20 protein-coding genes and 2 tRNA genes are annotated in these 21,578 nt (G+C 55.5%); 20 read left to right on the top strand and 2 right to left on the bottom strand.

Annotation, left to right across the window (positions count from 1 at the left end; all coding sequences use genetic code 11):
• The first annotated feature begins 5 nt into the window (after positions 1-5).
• Positions 6-80 (top strand) — tRNA-Gln (locus AC2LB6_RS14300).
• Positions 81-109: 29 nt separating this feature from the next.
• Positions 110-184: transfer RNA gene (locus AC2LB6_RS14295), tRNA-Gln, on the top strand.
• A 112-nt stretch (positions 185-296) separates the two neighbouring features.
• On the opposite strand, the gene ubiF is transcribed toward AC2LB6_RS14295, so the two are convergent.
• The gene (ubiF, locus tag AC2LB6_RS14290; RefSeq protein WP_490094022.1) at positions 297-1,469 is read right to left on the bottom strand and encodes a 3-demethoxyubiquinol 3-hydroxylase; all 1,173 of its coding nucleotides are present in this window, start codon (positions 1,467-1,469) and stop codon (positions 297-299) included.
• Positions 1,470-1,641: 172 nt separating this feature from the next.
• Here ubiF and miaB point away from each other — a divergent pair, with 172 nt between their 5' ends.
• The 9 genes from miaB to AC2LB6_RS14245 all read left to right on the top strand — a co-directional run bounded on the left by miaB (position 1,642) and on the right by AC2LB6_RS14245 (position 11,060).
• Complete coding sequence (miaB, locus tag AC2LB6_RS14285) at positions 1,642-3,066, top strand: tRNA (N6-isopentenyl adenosine(37)-C2)-methylthiotransferase MiaB (protein ID WP_490094021.1); 1,425 nt, start codon at positions 1,642-1,644, stop codon at positions 3,064-3,066.
• A gap of 209 nt (positions 3,067-3,275) precedes the next feature.
• Entirely contained in the window at positions 3,276-4,337 is a 1,062-nt protein-coding gene (locus tag AC2LB6_RS14280) for a PhoH family protein (protein ID WP_490094020.1), read from the top strand.
• The gene (gene ybeY / locus AC2LB6_RS14275) at positions 4,334-4,807 is read left to right on the top strand and encodes an rRNA maturation RNase YbeY (RefSeq protein WP_490094019.1); all 474 of its coding nucleotides are present in this window, start codon (positions 4,334-4,336) and stop codon (positions 4,805-4,807) included. The genes AC2LB6_RS14280 and ybeY overlap by 4 nt, the downstream gene beginning before the upstream one ends.
• A gap of 82 nt (positions 4,808-4,889) precedes the next feature.
• Positions 4,890-5,771: a CNNM family magnesium/cobalt transport protein CorC gene (gene corC / locus AC2LB6_RS14270; RefSeq protein WP_008925004.1), complete on the top strand. Its 882-nt coding sequence runs from the start codon at positions 4,890-4,892 to the stop codon at positions 5,769-5,771.
• 4 nt (positions 5,772-5,775) lie between these two features.
• Complete coding sequence (gene lnt, locus AC2LB6_RS14265; protein ID WP_490094018.1) at positions 5,776-7,299, top strand: apolipoprotein N-acyltransferase; 1,524 nt, start codon at positions 5,776-5,778, stop codon at positions 7,297-7,299.
• Between the two features lie 440 nt (positions 7,300-7,739).
• Entirely contained in the window at positions 7,740-8,636 is an 897-nt protein-coding gene (locus tag AC2LB6_RS14260; protein ID WP_490094017.1) for an amino acid ABC transporter substrate-binding protein, read from the top strand.
• 280 nt (positions 8,637-8,916) lie between these two features.
• Positions 8,917-9,657, top strand: a complete 741-nt coding sequence (locus AC2LB6_RS14255; RefSeq protein ID WP_010258960.1) for an amino acid ABC transporter permease — start codon at positions 8,917-8,919, stop codon at positions 9,655-9,657.
• Positions 9,657-10,334 (top strand): glutamate/aspartate ABC transporter permease GltK, encoded by a 678-nt coding sequence (gene gltK, locus AC2LB6_RS14250; RefSeq protein WP_003854008.1) that lies wholly within the window; start codon positions 9,657-9,659, stop codon positions 10,332-10,334. Before AC2LB6_RS14255 ends, gltK begins: the two co-directional genes overlap by 1 nt.
• Entirely contained in the window at positions 10,335-11,060 is a 726-nt protein-coding gene (locus AC2LB6_RS14245; RefSeq protein ID WP_013357105.1) for an amino acid ABC transporter ATP-binding protein, read from the top strand.
• A gap of 45 nt (positions 11,061-11,105) precedes the next feature.
• Here the strand turns inward: AC2LB6_RS14245 and AC2LB6_RS14240 are convergent, their stop codons facing one another.
• Positions 11,106-11,588: a zinc ribbon-containing protein gene (locus AC2LB6_RS14240; RefSeq protein WP_490094016.1), complete on the bottom strand. Its 483-nt coding sequence runs from the start codon at positions 11,586-11,588 to the stop codon at positions 11,106-11,108.
• Between the two features lie 222 nt (positions 11,589-11,810).
• Here AC2LB6_RS14240 and leuS point away from each other — a divergent pair, with 222 nt between their 5' ends.
• The 9 genes from leuS to rlpA form a co-directional block, all read left to right on the top strand.
• Positions 11,811-14,393 (top strand): leucine--tRNA ligase, encoded by a 2,583-nt coding sequence (gene leuS / locus AC2LB6_RS14235; protein ID WP_490094015.1) that lies wholly within the window; start codon positions 11,811-11,813, stop codon positions 14,391-14,393.
• A 14-nt stretch (positions 14,394-14,407) separates the two neighbouring features.
• Entirely contained in the window at positions 14,408-15,007 is a 600-nt protein-coding gene (gene lptE / locus AC2LB6_RS14230; RefSeq protein ID WP_090963033.1) for an LPS assembly lipoprotein LptE, read from the top strand.
• Positions 15,004-16,035 carry a DNA polymerase III subunit delta gene (holA, locus tag AC2LB6_RS14225; protein ID WP_490094014.1) on the top strand — a complete coding sequence of 344 codons (1,032 nt, stop codon included), beginning with the start codon at positions 15,004-15,006 and terminating at the stop codon, positions 16,033-16,035. Before lptE ends, holA begins: the two co-directional genes overlap by 4 nt.
• The gene (gene nadD / locus AC2LB6_RS14220) at positions 16,028-16,672 is read left to right on the top strand and encodes a nicotinate-nucleotide adenylyltransferase (RefSeq protein WP_490094013.1); all 645 of its coding nucleotides are present in this window, start codon (positions 16,028-16,030) and stop codon (positions 16,670-16,672) included. Before holA ends, nadD begins: the two co-directional genes overlap by 8 nt.
• A gap of 92 nt (positions 16,673-16,764) precedes the next feature.
• Positions 16,765-17,082, top strand: a complete 318-nt coding sequence (gene rsfS, locus AC2LB6_RS14215) for a ribosome silencing factor (protein WP_090963039.1) — start codon at positions 16,765-16,767, stop codon at positions 17,080-17,082.
• Between the two features lie 3 nt (positions 17,083-17,085).
• Positions 17,086-17,556: a 23S rRNA (pseudouridine(1915)-N(3))-methyltransferase RlmH gene (rlmH, locus tag AC2LB6_RS14210; RefSeq protein WP_090963041.1), complete on the top strand. Its 471-nt coding sequence runs from the start codon at positions 17,086-17,088 to the stop codon at positions 17,554-17,556.
• 34 nt (positions 17,557-17,590) lie between these two features.
• On the top strand, positions 17,591-19,495 hold the full coding sequence (gene mrdA / locus AC2LB6_RS14205; protein ID WP_490094012.1) for a peptidoglycan DD-transpeptidase MrdA: 1,905 nt from the start codon (positions 17,591-17,593) through the stop codon (positions 19,493-19,495).
• 8 nt (positions 19,496-19,503) lie between these two features.
• Positions 19,504-20,616 carry a peptidoglycan glycosyltransferase MrdB gene (gene mrdB, locus AC2LB6_RS14200; protein ID WP_090963596.1) on the top strand — a complete coding sequence of 371 codons (1,113 nt, stop codon included), beginning with the start codon at positions 19,504-19,506 and terminating at the stop codon, positions 20,614-20,616.
• A gap of 10 nt (positions 20,617-20,626) precedes the next feature.
• A partial coding sequence (rlpA, locus tag AC2LB6_RS14195) for an endolytic peptidoglycan transglycosylase RlpA (protein ID WP_490094011.1) occupies positions 20,627-21,578 on the top strand: 952 nt, incomplete at its 3' end.

Below are 21,578 nucleotides of genomic sequence, written 5' to 3'. Positions count from 1 at the left end.
GTAATTGGGGTGTCGCCAAGCGGTAAGGCACTGGTTTCTGATACCAGCATTCCGGGGTTCGAATCCCTGCACCCCAGCCATACAAAGACAATTTGAAAAACACCATTATTGGGGTGTCGCCAAGCGGTAAGGCACTGGTTTCTGATACCAGCATTCCGGGGTTCGAATCCCTGCACCCCAGCCAAATTGCACAACCAGGCCCGCTTTTGCGGGCTTTGTTGTTTTTGTACCTTCTCAAACTTTCTTCTCATCCTGATAGCTGGCCCGCCCTGCGGCGAGCCTCTAAGTGCAATCGGTTATAAACCCAGTGCGTAACGCAATACCTGCCGCTTCAGTACGCCGGAATGCTCGGCAGCAATCAGTCCGAGATTACGCGCGAAGCGCAGTGGTGCCAGCTGATTGCTGAAAGCAAAGTAAAACAGATCCATTCCGCCCTGCATCAGCATATTGTCTTTACGACGCTGCCGGTGATAGCGCTGCAGTATCCGCTCCGACGCCCAGTCTTCAGCCGCACCGCGCGCACTGACCAGCACATCAATCAACGCATCGATATCGCGATAGCCCAGATTCACACCCTGCCCGGCCAGTGGGTTAATGGTATGCGCGGCGTCTCCGACCAGCGCCAATCCCGGCAGGACATAGCGTGAAGCATGACGGCGCACCAGCGGGAATCCACCCGCCGCATGGGCTTTAAAACGTCCCAGCCGCGCCGGGAAGTGGCTGGCGATCTCTTTTTCCAGCTGAGCCATCGGCATCGCCTGTAGCTGACGGACTCTTGCGGGCGCGTCATACCAGACCAGCGAGGCCCGGTTGCCATACAGCGGCAGGAAGGCGCGCGGCCCCTGCGGCGTAAAGTGCTGCCAGGTGGCATCCCCTGCCGGATGTTCACAGGTCACGCTGATCAGTAAGCAGGACTGCGCATAGCTCCAGCCATGAATCCCGATGCCCGCCATCTGCCGCACCTGAGAGTTCGCGCCATCTGCGCCAACCACCAGCCGGGTGTGTAAGGCCACCCCATCGTTAAGGTCGACGCGCCAGCCTCCATTTTCTGGCTGCAGGTTCTCCAGCGTAGCCGGGCAATAGCAGGTCACGCCCAGCGACTGCATCTCTTCCCATAACGCCCGCTGGAGCACGCTGTTTTCAACCATAAAGCCAAGCTCGGGCAGCCCCAGAGAGGCCGCATCAAAACTCACCTGCGCGGTCTGCCATTCCCAGGTTTCCAGTCTGCGATAGGGCGCGCTGCGCATCACTTCGACCCGAGGCCAGACGTTGAGTTGCTTCAGCAACGCCACCGAGGAGGATCCGATCGCTGAAATTCGCAGATCGGGATCGCTGTCGGCATCAAATGGAGCGGGTTCTGCACGCTCAATCACCGCCACGCGAAAATGTTGCTGTGTCAGTCCACATGCCAGCGCAGCACCGACCATGCCACCGCCGACAATCACGACATCAAACTGATTATCCTGCATTGCTTATGTCCCTCTCTGATTCCCGCCAGCCTGCGCAACACGGGTCTGAATAGAGCAAAGTGTACCGGAAAACGCGATGCCTGGCAGAAAAGCCCTCAGGCTGGTCACCACAGCATCAAAGCATTACAATACGCGCCCCTCACTTCACTGCACTGAATCAATGGCTAGCGCGATGACAAAAAAACTGCATATCAAAACCTGGGGATGTCAGATGAATGAGTATGATTCATCCAAGATGTCTGATCTGCTGAACAGTACGCACGGCTATACGCTGACCGAGGTCCCTGAAGAGGCGGATATTCTGCTGCTTAACACCTGTTCTATTCGTGAGAAAGCGCAGGAGAAGGTGTTCCACCTGCTGGGACGCTGGAGAAAACTCAAAGAGCGCAATCCGGATGTGATTATCGGCGTAGGTGGCTGTGTGGCGTCGCAGGAAGGAGATCATATCCGTCAGCGTGCGCCCTGCGTGGATATCGTTTTTGGTCCGCAGACACTGCATCGTCTGCCTGAGATGATCAACACCGTGCGTGGCACCAAAAGCCCGGTAGTCGACATCAGCTTCCCGGAAATCGAAAAATTTGACCGCCTGCCGGAACCGCGTGCAGAAGGCCCGACAGCTTTTGTCTCCATCATGGAAGGCTGCAACAAATATTGTACTTTCTGCGTGGTGCCTTACACCCGCGGCGAGGAAGTGAGCCGCCCCAGCGATGATATTCTGTTGGAGATCGCGCAACTGGCGGCACAGGGCGTGCGTGAAGTTAACCTGCTGGGCCAGAACGTCAACGCCTACCGTGGTGCCACCTTTGATGGTGAGATCTGTACCTTCGCTGAGCTGCTGCGCCTGGTCGCCGCCATCGACGGCATCGACCGCATTCGTTTCACCACCAGCCACCCGATTGAGTTCACCGATGACATCATCGAGGTCTACCGTGATACCCCGGAACTGGTGAGTTTCCTGCATCTGCCGATTCAGAGTGGTTCAGACCGTATTCTGACGCTGATGAAGCGTGCTCATACCGCGCTGGAATATAAGTCGATTATCCGTAAGCTGCGCGCAGCGCGCCCGGATATTGAGATCAGCTCCGACTTCATCATCGGCTTCCCCGGTGAAACGCAGCAGGATTTCGAGCAGACCATGAAGCTCATCGCCGAGATCAATTTCGATGTCAGCTTTAGCTTTATCTACTCTTCCCGTCCCGGCACGCCAGCCGCTGATCTGCCAGATGATGTCAGCGAAGAGGAGAAAAAGCAGCGGCTGTGGATCCTGCAGGACCGCATCAACCAGCAGGCACAGGCGATCAGTCGCCGCATGGTGGGCACCGTACAGCGTATTCTGGTGGAAGGCATCTCCCGCAAGAACGTCATGGAAGTCTCTGGCCGCACCGAAAATAACCGCGTGGTTAATTTCGAAGGCACACCTGAGATGATTGGCCGCTTTGTGGATGTGGAAATCGTCGATGTCTACACCAACTCGCTGCGCGGCATATTGGTACGCACAGAAGATGAGATGGGCCTGCGTATGGCGGAAAGCCCGGCGTCCGTGATTGCCCGAACCCGCAAGGAAAACGAAATCGGCGTGAGTCTGTTCCAGCCGTGATGCCTGCTATACTGTGCGGCAGCGCGCATCGCGTTGCCGCCAATTTCGCTTTGCACCACTTGGTTTCTGAAAGTGTCGCCCAAATATCTCTCCTTAAGCTTGCGCCCAGGCGTTACGGCATAAATAATTTCGTTATGGTGCATCCGGTTAAGCCCAACGGTGCGTCAGACACATCCCATAACTGGCCCTGAGTGACCCAAAGGATTCGTTTGAATATCGAAACTCGTGAAATCGCCCTTGAACCGGCTGATAACCGTCGACTGATGAGCCTGTGTGGGCCTTTCGACGATAATGTGAAACAGCTTGAGCGTCGTCTGGGCATTGAGATCAATCGTCGCGACAATGTTTTTAAGCTGGTGGGACGTCCACTTTGCGTCAATGCCGCTGCAGATATTCTGAAAACGCTGTATGTCGACACCGCGCCGATGCGTGGTGAGATCCCGGATATCGAGCCTGACCAGATTCACCTGGCGATCAAAGAGAGCCGGGTACTGGAACAAACCGCCGAAAGCGTGCCGGAGTACGGTAAAGCGGTCAATATCAAGACCAAGCGTGGTGTGATTAAGCCGCGCACGCCAAACCAGGCCCAGTACATCGCGAATGTGCTCGACCATGACATCACCTTTGGCGTCGGCCCCGCGGGTACCGGTAAAACCTATCTGGCGGTCGCCGCAGCAGTCGATGCGCTTGAACGTCAGGAGATTCGCCGCATCATGCTGACGCGCCCTGCGGTAGAAGCGGGTGAAAAGCTCGGCTTCCTGCCAGGTGACCTGAGCCAGAAAGTCGATCCTTATCTGCGTCCGCTCTACGATGCGCTGTTCGAAATGCTCGGCTTCGAGCGGGTAGAAAAGCTGATGGAGCGCAACGTCATTGAAGTTGCCCCGCTGGCCTACATGCGCGGTCGTACCCTGAACGATGCGTTCATCATTCTTGATGAGAGCCAGAACACCACCATCGAACAGATGAAGATGTTCCTGACGCGTATCGGCTTTAACTCCAAAGCAGTGATCACCGGCGACGTCACCCAGATTGACCTGCCGCGTCACGTTAAGTCGGGCCTGCGTCATGCCATTGAGGTGCTGGCGGACGTTGAAGAGATCAGCTTTAACTTCTTCCACAGCGAAGATGTGGTGCGCCATCCGGTGGTTGCCCGCATTGTCACCGCCTATGAAGCCTGGGAAGCGGCCGATCAGACTCGCCGTGACCAGCAGGCAGAAGAGCGTAAACGCGAAGCCCTGGCTGCACAGAACGCCACGCAGGAGAACAAATGAGTGAGGTCATTCTCGACCTGCAGGTCGCCTGTGAAAACAGCGCTGACCTGCCTGATGAAAGCCAGTTTCATCGCTGGCTGTCAGCAGCTGTCACCCCTTTCCAGCCCGAAAGCGAAGTTACGGTGCGTCTGGTTGATGAAGCAGAAAGTCATGAGCTTAATCTGACTTATCGTGGCAAAGACAAGCCGACTAACGTTCTCTCCTTCCCGTTTGAAGCGCCGCCGGGCATTGAACTGCCGCTGCTGGGCGATCTGATTATCTGCCGCCTGGTGGTTGAGCAGGAAGCCGCTGAACAGGGTAAAAGCGCTGAAGCCCACTGGGCACATATGGTGGTACACGGCACGCTGCATCTGCTGGGTTACGACCATATTGAAGATGACGAAGCTGATGAGATGGAAGGACTGGAGACCGAGATAATGCTTGCTCTTGGGTATCCTGATCCGTACATTTCGGAGAAAGAAGACGCCTGAATCCTGAATTCTGGCTATCCGGCTGTCAGCACGGTTTGCTGACAGCACCTATTCCTCACCAGAGAGATCTTTAAAAACCGCCATGAGCGACGACCATTCTCAAAACAGCGATGCACCCAGTAGTAAAAAGGGATTTTTCTCCCTGTTGATCAACCAACTCTTCCACGGCGAACCGAAAAGCCGTGATGAGCTACTGGAGCTGATCCGCGACTCGAATAACAAAGAGCTGATTGATCAGGACACCCGCGACATGCTCGAAGGGGTTCTGGATATTGCGGAGCAGCGTGTGCGTGACATCATGATCCCGCGCTCGCAAATGATCACCCTGAAACGTAATCAGAGCCTCGAAGAGTGTCTGGATGTCATTATCGAATCCGCCCATTCCCGCTTCCCGGTGATCAGCGAAGATAAAGATCATGTGGAAGGGATTCTGATGGCGAAAGACCTGCTGCCGTTTATGAGCAGCGAATCTGAGCCCTTCAGTATTGAGAAAGTACTGCGTCCTGCAGTGGTTGTGCCTGAAAGTAAGCGTGTTGACCGGATGCTGAAAGAGTTCCGTTCCCAGCGTTACCACATGGCGATCGTCATTGATGAGTTTGGTGGTGTCTCCGGTCTGGTGACCATTGAAGACATTCTGGAGCTGATCGTCGGTGAGATTGAAGATGAGTATGACGATGAAGAAGATCGTGATATCCGTCAGCTCAACCGTCACACCTTTACAGTGCGTGCGCTGACCGCCATTGAAGATTTCAATGAGGTGTTTGGCACGCAGTTCAGCGATGATGAAGTCGACACTATTGGTGGTCTGGTGATGCAGGGCTTCGGCCATCTGCCCGCGCGTGGTGAAAGCATCGAGATTGAGGGTTACCAGTTCAAGGTGGCGATGGCTGACAGCCGCCGCATCATCCAGGTTCACGTGACTATCCCGGAAAATTCGCCACAACCTCAACTGGAAGACGAATAAGTCTATGGCTTTAGCCTCACTTTACCCGCGCCAGCGGGTTCGCCTGCTGCTGGCTTTAATAACGGGTGCAGTTGGCACCCTCGCCTTTTCTCCTTACGATTTCTGGCCTGCCGCACTGCTGTCGCTGTGCGGCTTACAGCTCCTGACCCTGAACCGATCCAGCCCGCAGGCCACTGCAATCGGCTTTGTCTGGGGAGTGGGTCTGTTCGGCAGCGGCATCAACTGGGTTTACGTCAGTGTCGCCACCTTTGGCGGCATGCCTGGCCCGATTAATGTCTTTATCGTGGCGTTGCTGGCGGCTTATCTGGCGATCTACCCGGCACTGTTTGCCGGCGTACTGAATCGCATCTGGCCGCGCACAACGCTGTGGCGACTGGCGCTGGCCGCACCGGCATTGTGGCAGATGACCGAGTTCCTGCGCGGCTGGGTGCTGACCGGCTTTCCGTGGCTACAGTTTGGTTACAGCCAGATTGATGGCCCGTTAAAAGGACTGGCCCCGCTGGCGGGCGTCGAAACGCTGACCTTCCTGCTGATGGTGGTCGCTGGGCTGCTGGCTTATGGCCTGCAGCAGCGCAACGTCAGAAGTCTGGTCGCAGCGCTGCTTCTGCTGGCCCTGCCGTGGCCGTTGCGCTACATCCAGTGGGTTCAGCCGATGCCCGAGCGTGCCGTCGAGGTGGCGCTGGTGCAGGGAAACATCCCGCAGTCGATGAAGTGGGACCCGCAGCAACTGCTCACAACCCTGCGTATTTATAACGGTCTGAGCCAGCCGCTGATGGGCAAAGCGCCTATTATCATCTGGCCTGAATCGGCGATTACCGATCTGGAAAGTAATCAGCAGCCGTTCCTGCATTCGCTGGATGATGAACTGCGTGAACGCGGCAGTTCGCTGGTCACCGGTATCGTGGACTCCCGGCTGGAGCAGAACCGTTATCACGATTACAACACTGTGATCGTGCTGGGCGGTAAGGCGCCGTACAATTACTTCAGCAGTAACCGTTACCAGAAGAATCACCTGGTGCCGTTTGGCGAGTTTGTGCCGCTGGCCGATCTGCTGCGTCCGCTGGCCCCGTTCTTTGATCTGCCGATGTCGGCGTTCAGTCGTGGTAACTATCTGCAGCCGCAACTGAGCGTAGCGGGCTACAACCTGACCAGCGCCATCTGTTATGAGATCGTGCTGGGTGAACAGGTGCGAGCCAACTTCCATCCCGACACCAACTTCCTGCTGACCGTTTCGAACGATGCCTGGTTTGGTCACTCTATCGGCCCGTGGCAGCACTTCCAGATGGCGAGGATGCGGGCGCTGGAACTGGGTCGCCCGCTGTTGCGCAGCACCAATAATGGTGTGACGGCGGTGGTCAATGCCAGTGGTGATGTGGAAGCCATGCTGCCTCAGTTTACCCGCGATGTGCTGACCAGCAAGGTCACGCCAACCCAAGGGGAAACACCGTATGCGCGGGCTGGCATCTGGCCTGTGTGGTCACTGACGCTGCTGGCGGCGTTGATAGCTCTTCTGCGTCGACGTCGATAACATCCCATTCTATGCTCACTGAAGGCGAAGCACGTGCTTCGCCTTTTTCATGGTGACTCTCCGGTTTATTTCACTCCCCACGCCACACACTCTGCTGCCTTTCTCGTCCCGCACCGCTTTCTGGCACGATGATTGCTAAATATTTCACTGTTTTTCGCTAACAGGCTGATTGCAGGCGCTGCTGCGAGGCGGGCTGCACCAAAACAGTCGCACCTCCTGCACCGTTAACGCGCAGTGTGAGAAATTTGCCTTTTTTTGGTGCGGATCACCTCGCAAAAAAGAAACTTTTTTGTTTCATTGCGTTAACAATCCGCTATGTTAGTGACTCTTCTGCACCCATTTAATCCGCAGAATGAGCGCAAATGCAGCAGAAAACAGACACAACATCATAATCAGCGCAGGTTATATCCTGTGCCTTTTTCATACGAAGGAGTTGGAACATGCAACTACGCAAAGTGGCATTATCTCTTCTGCTGATCAGCGCAGCGGCGGGAGCGGCCCAGGCGGAAGATCTCAGCGGCACCCTGAAGAAGATCAATGACAATGGCGTCATTGTGGTCGGGCATCGCGAATCATCAGTTCCCTTTTCTTATTATGACAACCAGCAAAAAGTCGTCGGCTACTCACAGGATTACTCAAACGCCATCGTGGAAGCCATTAAAGCGAAGCTGAACAAGCCTGACCTGCAGGTCAAAATGATTCCAATCACCTCACAAAACCGTATTCCGCTGCTGCAAAACGGCACCTACGATTATGAGTGTGGCTCGACCACCAATAACCTTGAGCGCCAGAAACAGGCTGCCTTCTCTGACACCATTTTTGTCATCGGCACCCGTCTGCTGGTTAAGAAAGATGGCCCAATCAAAGATTTCGCTGACCTGAAAGGCAAAACCGTCGTCGTGACCTCAGGGACCACGTCTGAAGTGCTGCTGCACAAACTCAACGACGAACAGAAACTGGATATGCGCATCATCAGCGCCAAAGATCATGGCGACTCCTTCCGTACGCTGGAAACCGGTCGTGCCGTGGCCTTCATGATGGATGATGCCCTGCTGGCTGGCGAACGCGCCAAAGCCAAAAAGCCGGACAACTGGGAAATCTTAGGCACGCCACAGTCCAAAGAGGCTTATGGCTGCATGCTGCGTAAAGAGGATCCGCAGTTCAAAGCGCTGGTGGATGAAACCATCGCTAAAGCACAGACATCGGGTCAGGCAGAGAAATGGTTCGAGAACTGGTTCAAAAAGCCAATCCCGCCAAAGAACCTGAACATGAACTTTGAACTGTCTGATGACATGAAAGCGCTGTTCAAAACGCCAAATGACAAGGCACTGAATTAACAAAAAAATACCCAATGGATTTCAGGTTGCATTGTGGCGGCAGGAGAATGACTCCCGATGAGCTGACTCAGGTAAGTGATTCGGGTGAGTGAGCCAGGCCAACAAAAATGCAGCCTGAAAGACGACGGGTATAACAAGGGCGGCCTGGCTGCCCTCTCGATTGCTGAAACCGCGGCATGGACAGACAGACTGACACGGGTCGTTCCCCTGAGTCAGGAAATACAACGCCGTTCATCAATCTTCAGGGTAGCTTAGCTACCCTTTTTTTCCGGAGCTCGTTATGGGTATCGATTGGAACTGGGGCATATTCCTCGAACAGGCCCCGTTCGGTAACACGACCTACCTCGGCTGGCTGTGGTCCGGTTTTCAGGTGACGATAGCCGTCTCCTGCTGCGCCTGGATTATCGCCTTCTGCGTGGGTTCATTTTTCGGCATTCTGCGCACCGTGCCGAATCGCCTGCTGTCGACCATTGGCACCTGCTATGTCGAACTGTTTCGTAACATCCCGTTGATCGTCCAGTTCTTCTTCTGGTATCTGGTGGCGCCCGAGTTGGTGGGCGAAAAGCTCGGCATGTGGTTTAAGTCTGAGCTGGACCCCAATATTCAGTTCTTCCTCTCTTCAATGATCTGTCTTGGCCTGTTTACCGCCGCCCGCGTTTGCGAGCAGGTGCGCGCGGCGATTCAGTCACTGCCGAGTGGACAGAAGAATGCCGGTCTGGCGATGGGATTAACCCTGCCGCAGACCTACCGCTATGTGCTGCTGCCGAATGCGTATCGCGTGATTGTCCCGCCGATGACCTCGGAAATGCTGAACCTGGTGAAAAACTCCGCTATCGCCTCCACCATTGGTCTGGTCGATATGGCGGCGCAGGCGGGCAAACTGCTCGACTATTCTGCTCACGCCTATGAATCCTTTACCGCCATTACGCTGGCCTACGTCGCGATTAACCTGGTGATTATGTTGTTGATGAGTCTGGTCGAGCGCAAAGTCCGGCTGCCAGGCAATGCGGGAGGCAAGTAATGTACGATTTTGACTGGAGTTCGATTGCTCCCAGCCTGCCCTATCTGCTTAATGGTTTGGTGATTACCTTTAAGATCACGATTACCGCTGTGGTGTTCGGCATTTTGTGGGGCACCCTGCTGGCGGTGATGCGTCTGTCGACCTTTAAGCCCATCAGCTGGTTTGCCAAAATTTATGTCAATCTGTTCCGCTCAGTGCCGCTGGTCATGGTGCTGCTGTGGTTCTATCTGGTAGTGCCGAGTTTCCTGCAGCAGGTGCTGGGCCTGTCACCTAAAACCGATATCCGCCTGATTTCAGCCATGGTTGCCTTTTCGCTGTTCGAAGCGGCGTACTACTCAGAAATCATTCGTGCCGGCATCATCAGTATCTCCCGTGGACAGGGCAATGCCGCGCTGGCGCTGGGCATGACGCAGTGGCAGGCCATGAAACTGATTATTCTGCCGCAGGCGTTCCGCGCGATGGTTCCGCTGTTACTGACGCAGGGTATCGTGCTGTTCCAGGATACCTCGCTGGTCTATGTCTTAAGCCTGGCGGACTTCTTCCGTACCGCGTCCACCATTGGTGAGCGCGACGGCACCCAGGTTGAAATGGTTCTGTTTGCAGGTCTGGTCTACTTCGTTATCAGCCTGAGCGCATCGCTGTTGGTCAGCTATCTAAAAAGAAAAAGGACGGTTTAAATGATTAGCCTGAAAAATGTTTCTAAGTGGTATGGTCACTTTCAGGTGCTGACCGACTGCTCAACCGAAGTCAAAACCGGTGAAGTGGTGGTGGTGTGCGGCCCGTCCGGCTCCGGTAAATCGACGCTGATCAAAACGGTGAACGGACTCGAGCCAGTTCAGCAGGGCGTGATTGCGGTAAACGGCACCGAGGTGAACAACAAAAAAACCAATCTGGCGCAGCTTCGCAGCCAGGTCGGCATGGTGTTCCAGCACTTCGAGCTATTCCCGCATCTGAGTATTATCAACAACCTGGTGCTGGCGCAGGTAAAAGTGCTGAAGCGCGACAAAGCGGCGGCCCGCGATAAAGGACTGAAGCTGCTGAAGCGTGTGGGACTATCAGCGCATGCTGAGAAGTTTCCCGGCCAGCTCTCCGGCGGTCAGCAGCAGCGCGTTGCGATAGCGCGTGCACTCTGTATGGATCCTATCGCGATGCTGTTTGATGAACCGACCTCCGCGCTGGATCCGGAAATGATCAATGAAGTGCTGGATGTAATGGTTGAGCTGGCGCAGGAAGGGATGACGATGATGGTGGTGACACACGAGATGGGCTTCGCCCGTAAAGTCGCCAATCGCGTGATCTTTATGGATGAAGGGAAAATTATCGAAGACACCAATAAAGATGACTTCTTTAATAATCCACAGTCTGACCGCGCAAAAGATTTCCTCGCTAAAATTCTGCACTAAACACCCTATGCGGGTCACTCATCGTGGCCCGCATAGGTTTTATTATCAGGGTTCAAAAGGCTGACGCTGAAACTGATCGTTGCCGCATTCGGGACAACGGGACAAGGTTTCAGGCGTGTATATTGCCCGGGTAAACTGGCACTTCTCACACACCAGATTGCCCAGCCCCACGACTTCACCGCTCTGATACACACCGTGGTGATGCAGATCCTGAAAGACCTCACGCCACTCCAGCTGACTTTTATCAGTGATATCCGCCAACTCTTTCCAGACGCTCTCGCGGATAATGCGCATAAAAAGTGAATCAGCCAGCGGTTCTTCCACATCGGTATAGCTGCGTGCAAACTCGCCCAAATCACGGCGCACCGAATTCAGCGCCTGGTCAATCTCGCTTTCCGACATATCATCGCGAACCAGCAACTGGCTTCGCCGCCCGGCAATCAGCTCATCAAGGTTACGATCGCCCTGACGGAGACGTTCGGTTAATACGGCTAACGACTCGCGATATTCCTGAGCCACCTTATTCATTTTGTTCTCCTTTATGCAGACTCTCGCTGAACTAAGTTTAGTCGGAATGTTGCTTTTGCCGTGTCGTCTGTACAGTGAATTACAAAAGGGTGAAGGGGCTGACGCTTTCGGCAGAAATCGTGTCGGCAAAAGTGGGAAGTGTTGTTGATATGCGGCCTTATGGGTATGCTATGCGGATCTTAGAGCCAGAAAAATGTTTTTCATAAAGGACCACAGGCAGCCATGCAAGAGCAATACCGCCCGGAAGAAATTGAATCCCGTGTGCAGCAGCACTGGGATGAAAACGAAACGTTTAAAGTGACTGAGCAGGAAGGTAAAGAGAAATACTATTGCCTCTCCATGTTGCCCTATCCTTCTGGCCGCCTGCACATGGGCCACGTTCGTAACTACACCATCGGCGACGTAATCGCGCGTTATCAGCGTATGCTCGGCAAAAACGTACTACAGCCGATTGGCTGGGATGCTTTCGGCCTGCCTGCGGAAGGCGCTGCAGTTAAAAACAACACTGCGCCTGCCCCATGGACTTACGACAACATCGCCTACATGAAAAACCAGCTCAAACTGCTGGGCTTTGGCTATGACTGGAGTCGTGAACTGGCGACCTGCCAGCCAGAGTACTATCGCTGGGAACAGTGGTTCTTTACCAAACTGTATGAAAAAGGTCTGGTCTATAAAAAGACCTCCGCCGTGAACTGGTGCCCGAACGATCAGACGGTGCTGGCCAACGAGCAGGTCATCGATGGCTGCTGCTGGCGCTGTGACACCAAAGTTGAACGCAAAGAGATCCCGCAGTGGTTTATCAAAATCACCGATTATGCGGAAGAGCTGCTGAACGATCTGGATACGCTGGAAGAGTGGCCTGAGCAGGTCAAAACCATGCAGCGTAACTGGATTGGTCGTTCTGAAGGCGTCGAAATCACTTTTGACGTGGCGGAGAGCGAAGAGAAAGTCACCGTCTACACCACCCGTCCGGATACCTTTATCGGTGCAACCTATGTTGCTGTCGCGGCGGGTCATCCTCTGGCGACTCAGGCATCAGTAAATAATCCGTCACTGGCTGACTTTATTGCGGAATGCCGCAATACCAAAGTGGCCGAAGCCGATATGGCGACCATGGAGAAGAAAGGCATGGCGACCGGCCTGTCTGTTATTCATCCGCTGACCGGCGAGCTGATCCCGGTCTGGGTTGCCAACTTCGTCCTGATGGAATACGGCACCGGCGCCGTGATGGCGGTTCCGGCACACGACCAGCGCGACTGGGAGTTTGCGACTAAATACGATTTGCCGATCAAGCCGGTCATCCTCAACCTGGATGGCTCGATTCCTGACGTCAGCGCAGCGGCGATGACGGATAAAGGTGCCCTGTTCAACTCGGGTGAGTTCAACGGCATGGATCACGCAACAGGCTTCAACGCCATCGCGGATTCACTGGCGGCAAAAGGCGTGGGCGTGCGTAAAGTGAACTACCGTCTGCGCGACTGGGGTGTTTCACGTCAGCGCTACTGGGGTGCTCCAATCCCGATGGTGACGCTGGAAGATGGCACGGTGATGCCTGCACCAGAAGACCAGTTGCCGGTGATCCTGCCAGAAGATGTGGTGATGGATGGCATTACCAGCCCGATCAAAGCGGATCCGGAGTGGGCGAAAACCACGGTAAACGGCCAGCCTGCTCTGCGTGAAACCGACACCTTTGACACCTTTATGGAGTCCTCCTGGTACTACGCGCGTTATACCTGCGCCAGCTACAAGGAAGGCATGCTGGATCCGGCTGCGGCAAACTACTGGCTGCCGGTCGATCAGTATGTAGGCGGTATCGAACACGCCATCATGCACCTGATGTATTTCCGCTTCTTCCATAAGCTGCTGCGTGACGCGGGCCTGGTGAACTCCAATGAACCTGCCAAACGTCTGCTGTGCCAGGGCATGGTGCTGGCAGATGCCTTCTACTACCTGGGTAACAACGGCGAGCGTAACTGGGTTTCACCGGTTGACGTTGAGGTTGAGCGTGACGAGAAAGGCCGCATTATTAAAGCGGTGGACACGCAGGGTCGCGAAGTGATCTACGCGGGCATGAGCAAAATGTCGAAGTCGAAAAACAACGGCATCGATCCACAGCTGATGGTTGAGCGCTACGGCGCGGATACCGTACGTCTGTTTATGATGTTTGCTTCACCGGCAGATATGACGCTGGAGTGGCAGGAATCGGGCGTTGAAGGGGCTAACCGCTTCCTGAAACGTGTCTGGAAACTGGTTTACGAGCACACCTCTCAGGGTGCGACCGTGGCACTGGATGTGGACAGCCTGAATGACGAGCAGAAATCGCTGCGTCGCGATCTGCACAAAACCATCGCCAAAGTAGCGGATGATATTGGCCGTCGTCAGACCTTCAACACCGCCATTGCAGCGATCATGGAGCTGATGAACAAACTGGCACGCGCCCCGCAGGAAAGCGAACAGGATCGCGCCCTGATGCAGGAAGCGCTGCTGGCCATCGTCCGTCTGCTCTATCCGTTCACCCCGCACGCCTGCTATGTTCTGTGGCAGACACTGGGTGGCGAAGGCACCATTGATGAAGCGAGCTGGCCGGTTGCTGATGAAGCCGCTATGGTTGAAGATTCACTGTTGGTGGTGGTGCAGGTTAACGGTAAAGTGCGCGGCAAAATCACCGTACCAGCCGATGCAACACAGGAACAGGTTCAGGCACGCGCTGCGCAGGAGCATCTGGTGGCGAAGTATCTGGACGGCGTGACTATCCGTAAAGTCATTTATGTACCGGGCAAACTGCTTAACCTGGTCGTAGGTTAAGTTCAGGAGGAACTGTGCGACATCCGATTATCAGGCTGTTTGTCATGCTGGCGGTGGTGATCACCGCTGGTTGTGGTTTTCATCCGCGCGGCACTACTCAGGTGCCCAGCGAACTGAAAACTCTGATTGTTTCAACCGGCGACCCTTATGGTCCGCTGGCACGTACTGTGCGTCAGCAACTGCGTATCAACGATGTCACCATTGTTGAAGACAGCAAGCAGACCCGCACCGATATTCCGACACTGCGTCTGGGTCCTGAAATGTCGGGGCGTAACACAGCGTCGGTCTTTATCAGCGGCACCTCTGCTGAGTATCAGCTGGTCATGACGCTTACAGCGCAGGTTCTGTTGCCGGGCAAAGGTATCTATCCCATCAGCACCACGGTTTATCGTTCGTTCTTCGATAACCCGAATGCAGCGCTGGCAAAAGATGCTGAGCAGGATCTGATTACGCAGGAAATGCGTCAGCGTGCGGCTGAACAGCTGGTTCGTAAGCTGCTGACGGTGCATGCCGCGCAGATGAACAGCAAAGATACCCTGCCGGCGTCAGTAATTTCGGTGCCGGGTCAGGGTTCACAGGAAGCGCCCTCTTCCTCTGCTACCAGCCTGCAATGATCAGGATTTATCCTGAGCAACTCAGCGCGCAGCTCCGTGAGGGGCTGCGCGCCTGTTATTTGTTAGCCGGTAACGAACCGCTGCTGTTGCAGGAAAGCTCGGATGCAATCCGTGCCGCCGCAACCACGCAGGGATTCGAAGAACATTTCAGTTTTGCGCTGGATGCCCAGACCGACTGGGAGAGCCTGTTTGTCAGCTGCCAGTCACTGAGTCTGTTTGCCCAGCGTCAGACTATGACGCTGCAATTCCCCGATAATGGCCCCAACGCCGCGATGGCCGAGCAGCTGGTTAAGCTGTCTCAGCTGCTGCACGCCGATATTCTGCTGATCTGCCGGATGCCAAAGCTGACCAAAGCGCAGGAAAACAGCGCCTGGTTTAAAGCCTTGTCCTCCTCTGCGGTTTTAGTGCCCTGCCAGACGCCCGAACAGGCACAACTGCCACGCTGGGTCGTTAATCGCGCTAAAGCGCTGAAACTGTCGGTGGATGACGCGGCCGTGCAGCTGTTGTGTTACTGCTATGAAGGCAATCTGCTGGCGTTGGCCCAGGCGCTGGAGCGGCTCTCGCTGCAGTGGCCGGACGGTAAGCTGACGCTTCCCCGGGTTGAAGAAGCAGTCAGTGATGCCGCGCACTTCACGCCCTTCCACTGGGTAGATGCCCTGCTGGCAGGTAAAAGTCGCCGCGCGCTGCATATCCTGCATCAGCTTGAGAAAGAAGAGAGCGAAGTCGTGATTCTGCTGCGTACGCTGCAGCGCGATCTGCTGACGCTACTGCATCTGCAACGCCATCAGGCCCAGCAGCCGCTGCGCACGCTGATGGATCAGCAGCGTATCTGGCAGAACCGCCGCGCGCTGTTCACCGACGCACTCCAGCGACTGGATGCCACGCGTCTGCAACGCGCTATTCATCTGCTGAGTCAGATTGAGATCACCCTGAAGCAGGATTATGGTCAGCCGGTGTGGCCGCAGTTACAGACTCTGACGCTGCTGATCAGCAGTCGTGCTTTTCCGACGAGCTTTGCCCATGTCTGAGTTACACGCGCTGTTTGGTGGCACCTTCGATCCGATCCATTTTGGCCATCTGCGCCCGGTCGAAGCGCTGGCTCAGCAGACAGGCTTACAACGTGTGACGCTGCTGCCCAATAATGTGCCCCCGCATCGTCCACAACCGGAAGCCAGCGCGACTCAGCGGGTTGATATGCTGCGCTGCGCTATCCGCGGCTTACCGCTGTTTGAAATTGATACCCGTGAACTGGAACGCGACACGCCTTCCTGGACCGTGACCACCCTGGAAGCCTGGCGCGCCGAACGCGGTGCAGCGCAGCCGCTGGCTTTTATTATTGGTCAGGATTCCCTGCTGAGCCTGTCTAAATGGCATCGCTGGCAGGATCTGCTGTCACTCTGCCATCTGCTGGTATGCCAGCGCCCCGGCTATCCAACCCGGTTAGACTCGCCAGAGATGCAGGACTGGCTTGATCAGCATCTCGCTCAGGATATCCGGCAACTGCATCAGCAGCCCGCAGGTCATATATGGCTGGCGGAAACCCCACTCTATGACATTTCGGCGACCGAAATTCGCCGCCGTCGTCATCAGAACCAGCCCTGCGACGACCTTTTGCCTGCAGCGGTTATCGACTATATCGACCGCGAAGGCTTATATCGCGACTGATCCGGGCATGATATACTACGCCGCTTAAATTTTTGGCTGCACTCTCCGGGCTTACAGCCGGCCCGATACCACCAGATTCCAAGGGGAACCTTTTGCAAGGTAAAGCACTCCAAGACTTCGTTATTGATAAGATTGATGATCTCAAAGGCCAGGACATTGTTACCATCGACGTTCAGGGCAAATCCAGCATCACCGATTTCATGATCATCTGCACCGGCACCTCCACGCGTCATGTGACTTCGATCGCAGAACACGTCGAGCAGGAGTCGCGTTTAGCGGGCCTGATGCCATTAGGCATTGAAGGCAAAAGCGCGGCAGACTGGATCGTGGTTGATCTGGGTGATGTCATCGTGCATGTGATGCAGGAAGAGAGTCGCCAGCTGTATGAACTGGAAAAACTCTGGGGCTAATCGGTGAAACTGCAACTTGTTGCCGTCGGCACGAAAATGCCTGACTGGGTGCAGACCGGTTTTATGGAATATCTGCGCCGCTTCCCGAAAGATATGCCGCTTGAGCTGATCGAAGTGACCGCGGGTAAACGCGGTAAAAATGCTGATATCAAACGCATTCTTGAAAAAGAGGGCGAGGCGATGTTGGCAGCGGTCGGCAAAGGCAATCGCATCGTCACGCTGGATATTCCTGGTCATCCCTGGGAAACCCCGCAGCTGGCACAGCAGCTTGAACGCTGGAAGCTTGATGGTCGCGATGTCAGCCTGCTGATTGGCGGGCCTGAGGGCCTGGCCCCCGCCTGTAAAGCGGCGGCAGAGCAGAGCTGGTCACTGTCAGCATTGACGTTGCCCCATCCGCTGGTGCGCGTGCTGGTAGCCGAAAGCCTGTATCGGGCCTGGAGTATAACGACAAATCATCCTTATCATCGTGAATGACCGATCAGCCCACATCAGACATGACAAGTAGCGGATGAAATTACAAAGCAACGCCTTTCGCGATTACAGCGCCGAACAAAAACTCTTTGTCCGTCGGGCGTTCATCGCCTTCGTCGGCATCTTACTGCTCTCTTCAGTCCTGGTGGTTAACCTTTACCACCTGCAGATTCTTCGCTTTGATGATTACAGCACTCGCTCCAATCAGAACCGCATCAAACTGGTGCCAGTAGCGCCCAGTCGCGGCATAATTTACGATCGTACCGGCACCCCGCTGGCACTGAACCGCACTATCTATCAGGCAGAACTGGTTCCCGAGAAAGTCGATAACCTGCAACAGACGCTGGAAAACTTACGCCCGGTTCTTGAGCTGACGGACGAAGACCTCGAAAACTTCCAGAAAGAGCGTAAACGCTCGCGTCGTTTCACCTCCATCCCGGTTAAAATCGGTCTGAATGAAGTGCAGGTGGCGCGCTTTGCGGTCAACCAGTACCGCTTTCCCGGTGTAGAAGTCAAAGGTTATCAGCGCCGCTACTACCCTTACGGAGCCACGCTGACGCATGTGGTCGGCTACGTCTCAAAAATCAACGATCGTGACGTTGCACGCCTCGACAAAGAGGGCATATGGCCGAACTACGCCGCGACGCACGACATTGGTAAGCTGGGGATTGAAGCGTATTACGAGAGTTTGCTGCACGGCAAAACCGGCTTTGAAGAGGTCGAGGTCAACAACCGTGGCCGCGTCATTCGCCAGTTGCATGAGGAGTCACCTCAGGCAGGCCGTGATATCTATCTGACGATCGATCTTAAACTGCAGCAATATGTCGAGACCCTGCTGGCGGGCAGTCGCGCGGCTGTGGTCGTCAGCGATCCGCGCACCGGCGAAATTCTCGCCATGGTCTCCACGCCGAGCTACGATGCCAATTTATTTGTCGACGGTATTTCCAGTAAGGATTACCGTGGACTGCTGGAAGATGAAAACCGCCCACTCTATAACCGCGCGATTCAGGCCGCCTATCCACCGGCTTCGACGGTCAAACCCTATGTGGCCGTCTCTGCCCTGAGCGCTGGCGTGATTAACCGTAATACCAGCCTGTTTGATCCCGGCTGGTGGCAGCTTCCTGGTTCAGAAAAGCGTTTTCGTGACTGGAAAAAATGGGGCCATGGCCGTCTGAACGTCACCAAAGCGCTGGAGGAATCTGCTGATACCTTCTTCTATCAGGTCGCCTATGACATGGGTATTGACCGCCTGTCAGAATGGATGAATAAATTTGGTTACGGCAGCCGTACCGGCATCGACTTACCGCAGGAGAGCGCCGGTAACATGCCGACCCGCGACTGGAAGCAGAAGCGCTTTAAAAAGCCGTGGTATCAGGGTGACACCATTCCGGTGGGGATCGGCCAGGGTTACTGGACGGCAACCCCGTTGCAGATGAACAAAGCGATGATGATTCTCATCAACGACGGCGTCGTCAAGGTGCCGCATATGCTGCGCGCCACCCGCGAAGGCCGCACGCTGATGCCCTATCGCCAGCCGCCTGAGGCCCCGATAGGTGATATCCATTCCGGCTACTGGGAACTCGCTAAAGATGGCATGTACGGCGTGGCGAATCGCCCCAACGGCACCGCGCATAAGAGCTTTGCTGATGCACCTTATAAAATCGCCGCCAAGTCCGGTACGGCACAGGTCTATGGCCTGAAAGAGAACGAAACGTATAACGCCCATAAAATTGCTGAACGATTACGCGACCATAAATTAATGACCGCGTTTGCCCCTTATGACAAACCTCGGGTGGCTGTGACCATCATCCTGGAAAACGGTGGCGCCGGTCCGGCTGTCGGCACCGTGATGCGCCAGATTCTGGATCACATTATGTTGGGTGATAACAATACAGTTCTGCCGGACGCCGCCCCTGTGCCGCCCGGTTATGAAGGTGAATAAACATGTCGATGCAAGATAGTCCGCAGAAACGATCGATCTGGATGCGCATCCACATCGATCCGATGTTTATGCTGATCATTCTCGGACTGCTGACTTACAGCGCCGTGGTGATCTGGAGTGCCAGCGGACAGGATCCCGGCATGATGGAGCGTAAACTCGGTCAGATCGCGATGGGTCTGGTAATCATGATTGTGCTGGCGCAGGTGCCGCCACGCGTTTATGAAGGCTGGGCACCCTATCTCTATATTGTCTGCGTCATCCTGCTGGTGGCGGTGGATGCCTTTGGGCAGATCAGTAAAGGTGCACAGCGCTGGCTCGATCTCGGCTTTGTGCGTTTTCAGCCCTCGGAAATAGCCAAGATCGCGGTGCCGCTGATGGTGGCGCGCTTTATTAATCGCGATGTCTGTCCGCCGACGCTGAAAAATACCGGTATTGCGCTGATTCTGATCTTCCTACCCACCCTGCTGGTGGCCGCACAGCCCGACCTCGGCACCTCGATTCTGATTGCCGCCTCAGGCCTCTTTGTGCTGTTCCTCTCGGGGATGAGCTGGAAACTGATTAGCGTGGCGGTGCTACTGGTCGCCGCGTTTATCCCGATTCTTTGGTTCTTCCTGATGCACGACTATCAGCGTGACCGCGTGATGATGCTGCTCGACCCGGAAACGGACCCGTTGGGTGCCGGTTATCACATTATCCAGTCGAAAATCGCTATTGGTTCGGGCGGACTGCGCGGCAAAGGCTGGCTGCAGGGCACCCAGTCTCAGCTGGAATTTTTGCCGGAACGTCATACTGACTTTATCTTCGCGGTTCTGGCCGAAGAGTTAGGTCTGGTCGGCGTGCTGCTGTTGCTGACCCTTTACCTGCTGCTGATCATGCGGGGACTGGTTGTAGCCGCCCGTGCACAGACCACCTTTGGCCGCGTCATGGCGGGTGGTTTAATGCTGATTTTATTCGTTTATGTTTTCGTTAACATTGGCATGGTTAGTGGTATCTTACCGGTAGTTGGCGTGCCGCTGCCGCTGGTCAGTTATGGCGGCTCCGCGCTTATCGTGCTCATGGCGGGATTCGGCATTGTGATGTCGATCCACACTCACCGAAAAATGTTATCTAAAAGTGTCTAAGAGGCTGCAGATGCGTAAGGAATGGCTTGGCGTTGCACTGGCATCACTGGTTCTGGCGGCCTGTACCACGCCCGAACCCCAAAATACGGCGCCGCCGCAACCGGCTTACAATGGACCGGTGGTAGAGATTCCAGGCGTTGAGCCACGTTATGAGCCGATCAATCCGGGCACCAGCCAGGATTACAGCGTTAACGGTAAAAATTACCGCGTTATCAAAGATCCATCGAACTACAGCGAAGTCGGCCTGGCAACCTGGTACGGTGAAGAGGCGCAGGGAAACCGCACCGCCACCGGCGAAGCCTACGATCCCGATGCGCTGACTGCCGCCCACCCTACTCTGCCGCTGCCGAGCTATGTGCGCGTGACCAATATTGCGAATGGCCGTCAGATTGTGGTGCGCGTTAACGATCGCGGCCCTTATACGCCAGGGCGCATTATCGACCTGTCGCGGGCTGCCGGTGACCGCCTGAATATCTCCAACAATTCGCGGGTGCGGGTCGACTATATCAAGGTAGCACCAGACGGCACGCTGTCTGGTCCTGGCACCATCGGAACCGTGGTAGCGAAACAGAGCTACTCTCTGCCCGCCCGCCCGGACCTGAGTGGTGGCGCGGTGATGAACGGCGGCAGCGCTTCACCCTCTGAACCGCCCGCGCAGAATGTTGAGGCCATCAGCAACAGCACGCTGCAGAGCAGTGACAACATGGGCGCACCGGTGCAGAGCAGTGGCTTCCTTGGCGCACCCCAGCCATTAGCGAACGGCGTACTGGAAGGTAATGAACCGCCCGCCGCCGCGCCTGCCAGTTCCCCGGCAGCAAGCACTACGGCTCCCGTAGCCGCCAGCGCCGCGCCAGCAGCCAGCACGGGTACCGCCGATGGATATGTGGTGCAGGTCGGTGCGCTGAATGATCCGGCGCGTGCTCAGCAGATGATGAAAAGCCTGAGCCAGCATTATGGCGTGC

Source organism: Pantoea sp. RCC30.1, assembly GCF_058148845.1.
This window is presented reverse-complemented; position numbering and strand designations above follow the sequence as displayed.

What these genes read in the sequence shown, in the direction of transcription:
- mrdA (WP_490094012.1), top strand. Translation starts at nt 17,591, where the DNA reads ATGAAATTACAAAGCAACGCCTTTCGCGATTACAGCGCCGAACAAAAA.
- mrdB (WP_090963596.1), top strand. Translation starts at nt 19,504, where the DNA reads ATGCAAGATAGTCCGCAGAAACGATCGATCTGGATGCGCATCCACATC.
- AC2LB6_RS14255 (WP_010258960.1), top strand. Translation starts at nt 8,917, where the DNA reads ATGGGTATCGATTGGAACTGGGGCATATTCCTCGAACAGGCCCCGTTC.
- ubiF (WP_490094022.1), bottom strand. Translation starts at nt 1,469, where the DNA reads ATGCAGGATAATCAGTTTGATGTCGTGATTGTCGGCGGTGGCATGGTC.
- corC (WP_008925004.1), top strand. Translation starts at nt 4,890, where the DNA reads ATGAGCGACGACCATTCTCAAAACAGCGATGCACCCAGTAGTAAAAAG.
- nadD (WP_490094013.1), top strand. Translation starts at nt 16,028, where the DNA reads ATGTCTGAGTTACACGCGCTGTTTGGTGGCACCTTCGATCCGATCCAT.
- AC2LB6_RS14240 (WP_490094016.1), bottom strand. Translation starts at nt 11,588, where the DNA reads ATGAATAAGGTGGCTCAGGAATATCGCGAGTCGTTAGCCGTATTAACC.
- lnt (WP_490094018.1), top strand. Translation starts at nt 5,776, where the DNA reads ATGGCTTTAGCCTCACTTTACCCGCGCCAGCGGGTTCGCCTGCTGCTG.
- ybeY (WP_490094019.1), top strand. Translation starts at nt 4,334, where the DNA reads ATGAGTGAGGTCATTCTCGACCTGCAGGTCGCCTGTGAAAACAGCGCT.
- gltK (WP_003854008.1), top strand. Translation starts at nt 9,657, where the DNA reads ATGTACGATTTTGACTGGAGTTCGATTGCTCCCAGCCTGCCCTATCTG.
- holA (WP_490094014.1), top strand. Translation starts at nt 15,004, where the DNA reads ATGATCAGGATTTATCCTGAGCAACTCAGCGCGCAGCTCCGTGAGGGG.
- miaB (WP_490094021.1), top strand. Translation starts at nt 1,642, where the DNA reads ATGACAAAAAAACTGCATATCAAAACCTGGGGATGTCAGATGAATGAG.
- AC2LB6_RS14260 (WP_490094017.1), top strand. Translation starts at nt 7,740, where the DNA reads ATGCAACTACGCAAAGTGGCATTATCTCTTCTGCTGATCAGCGCAGCG.
- AC2LB6_RS14245 (WP_013357105.1), top strand. Translation starts at nt 10,335, where the DNA reads ATGATTAGCCTGAAAAATGTTTCTAAGTGGTATGGTCACTTTCAGGTG.
- leuS (WP_490094015.1), top strand. Translation starts at nt 11,811, where the DNA reads ATGCAAGAGCAATACCGCCCGGAAGAAATTGAATCCCGTGTGCAGCAG.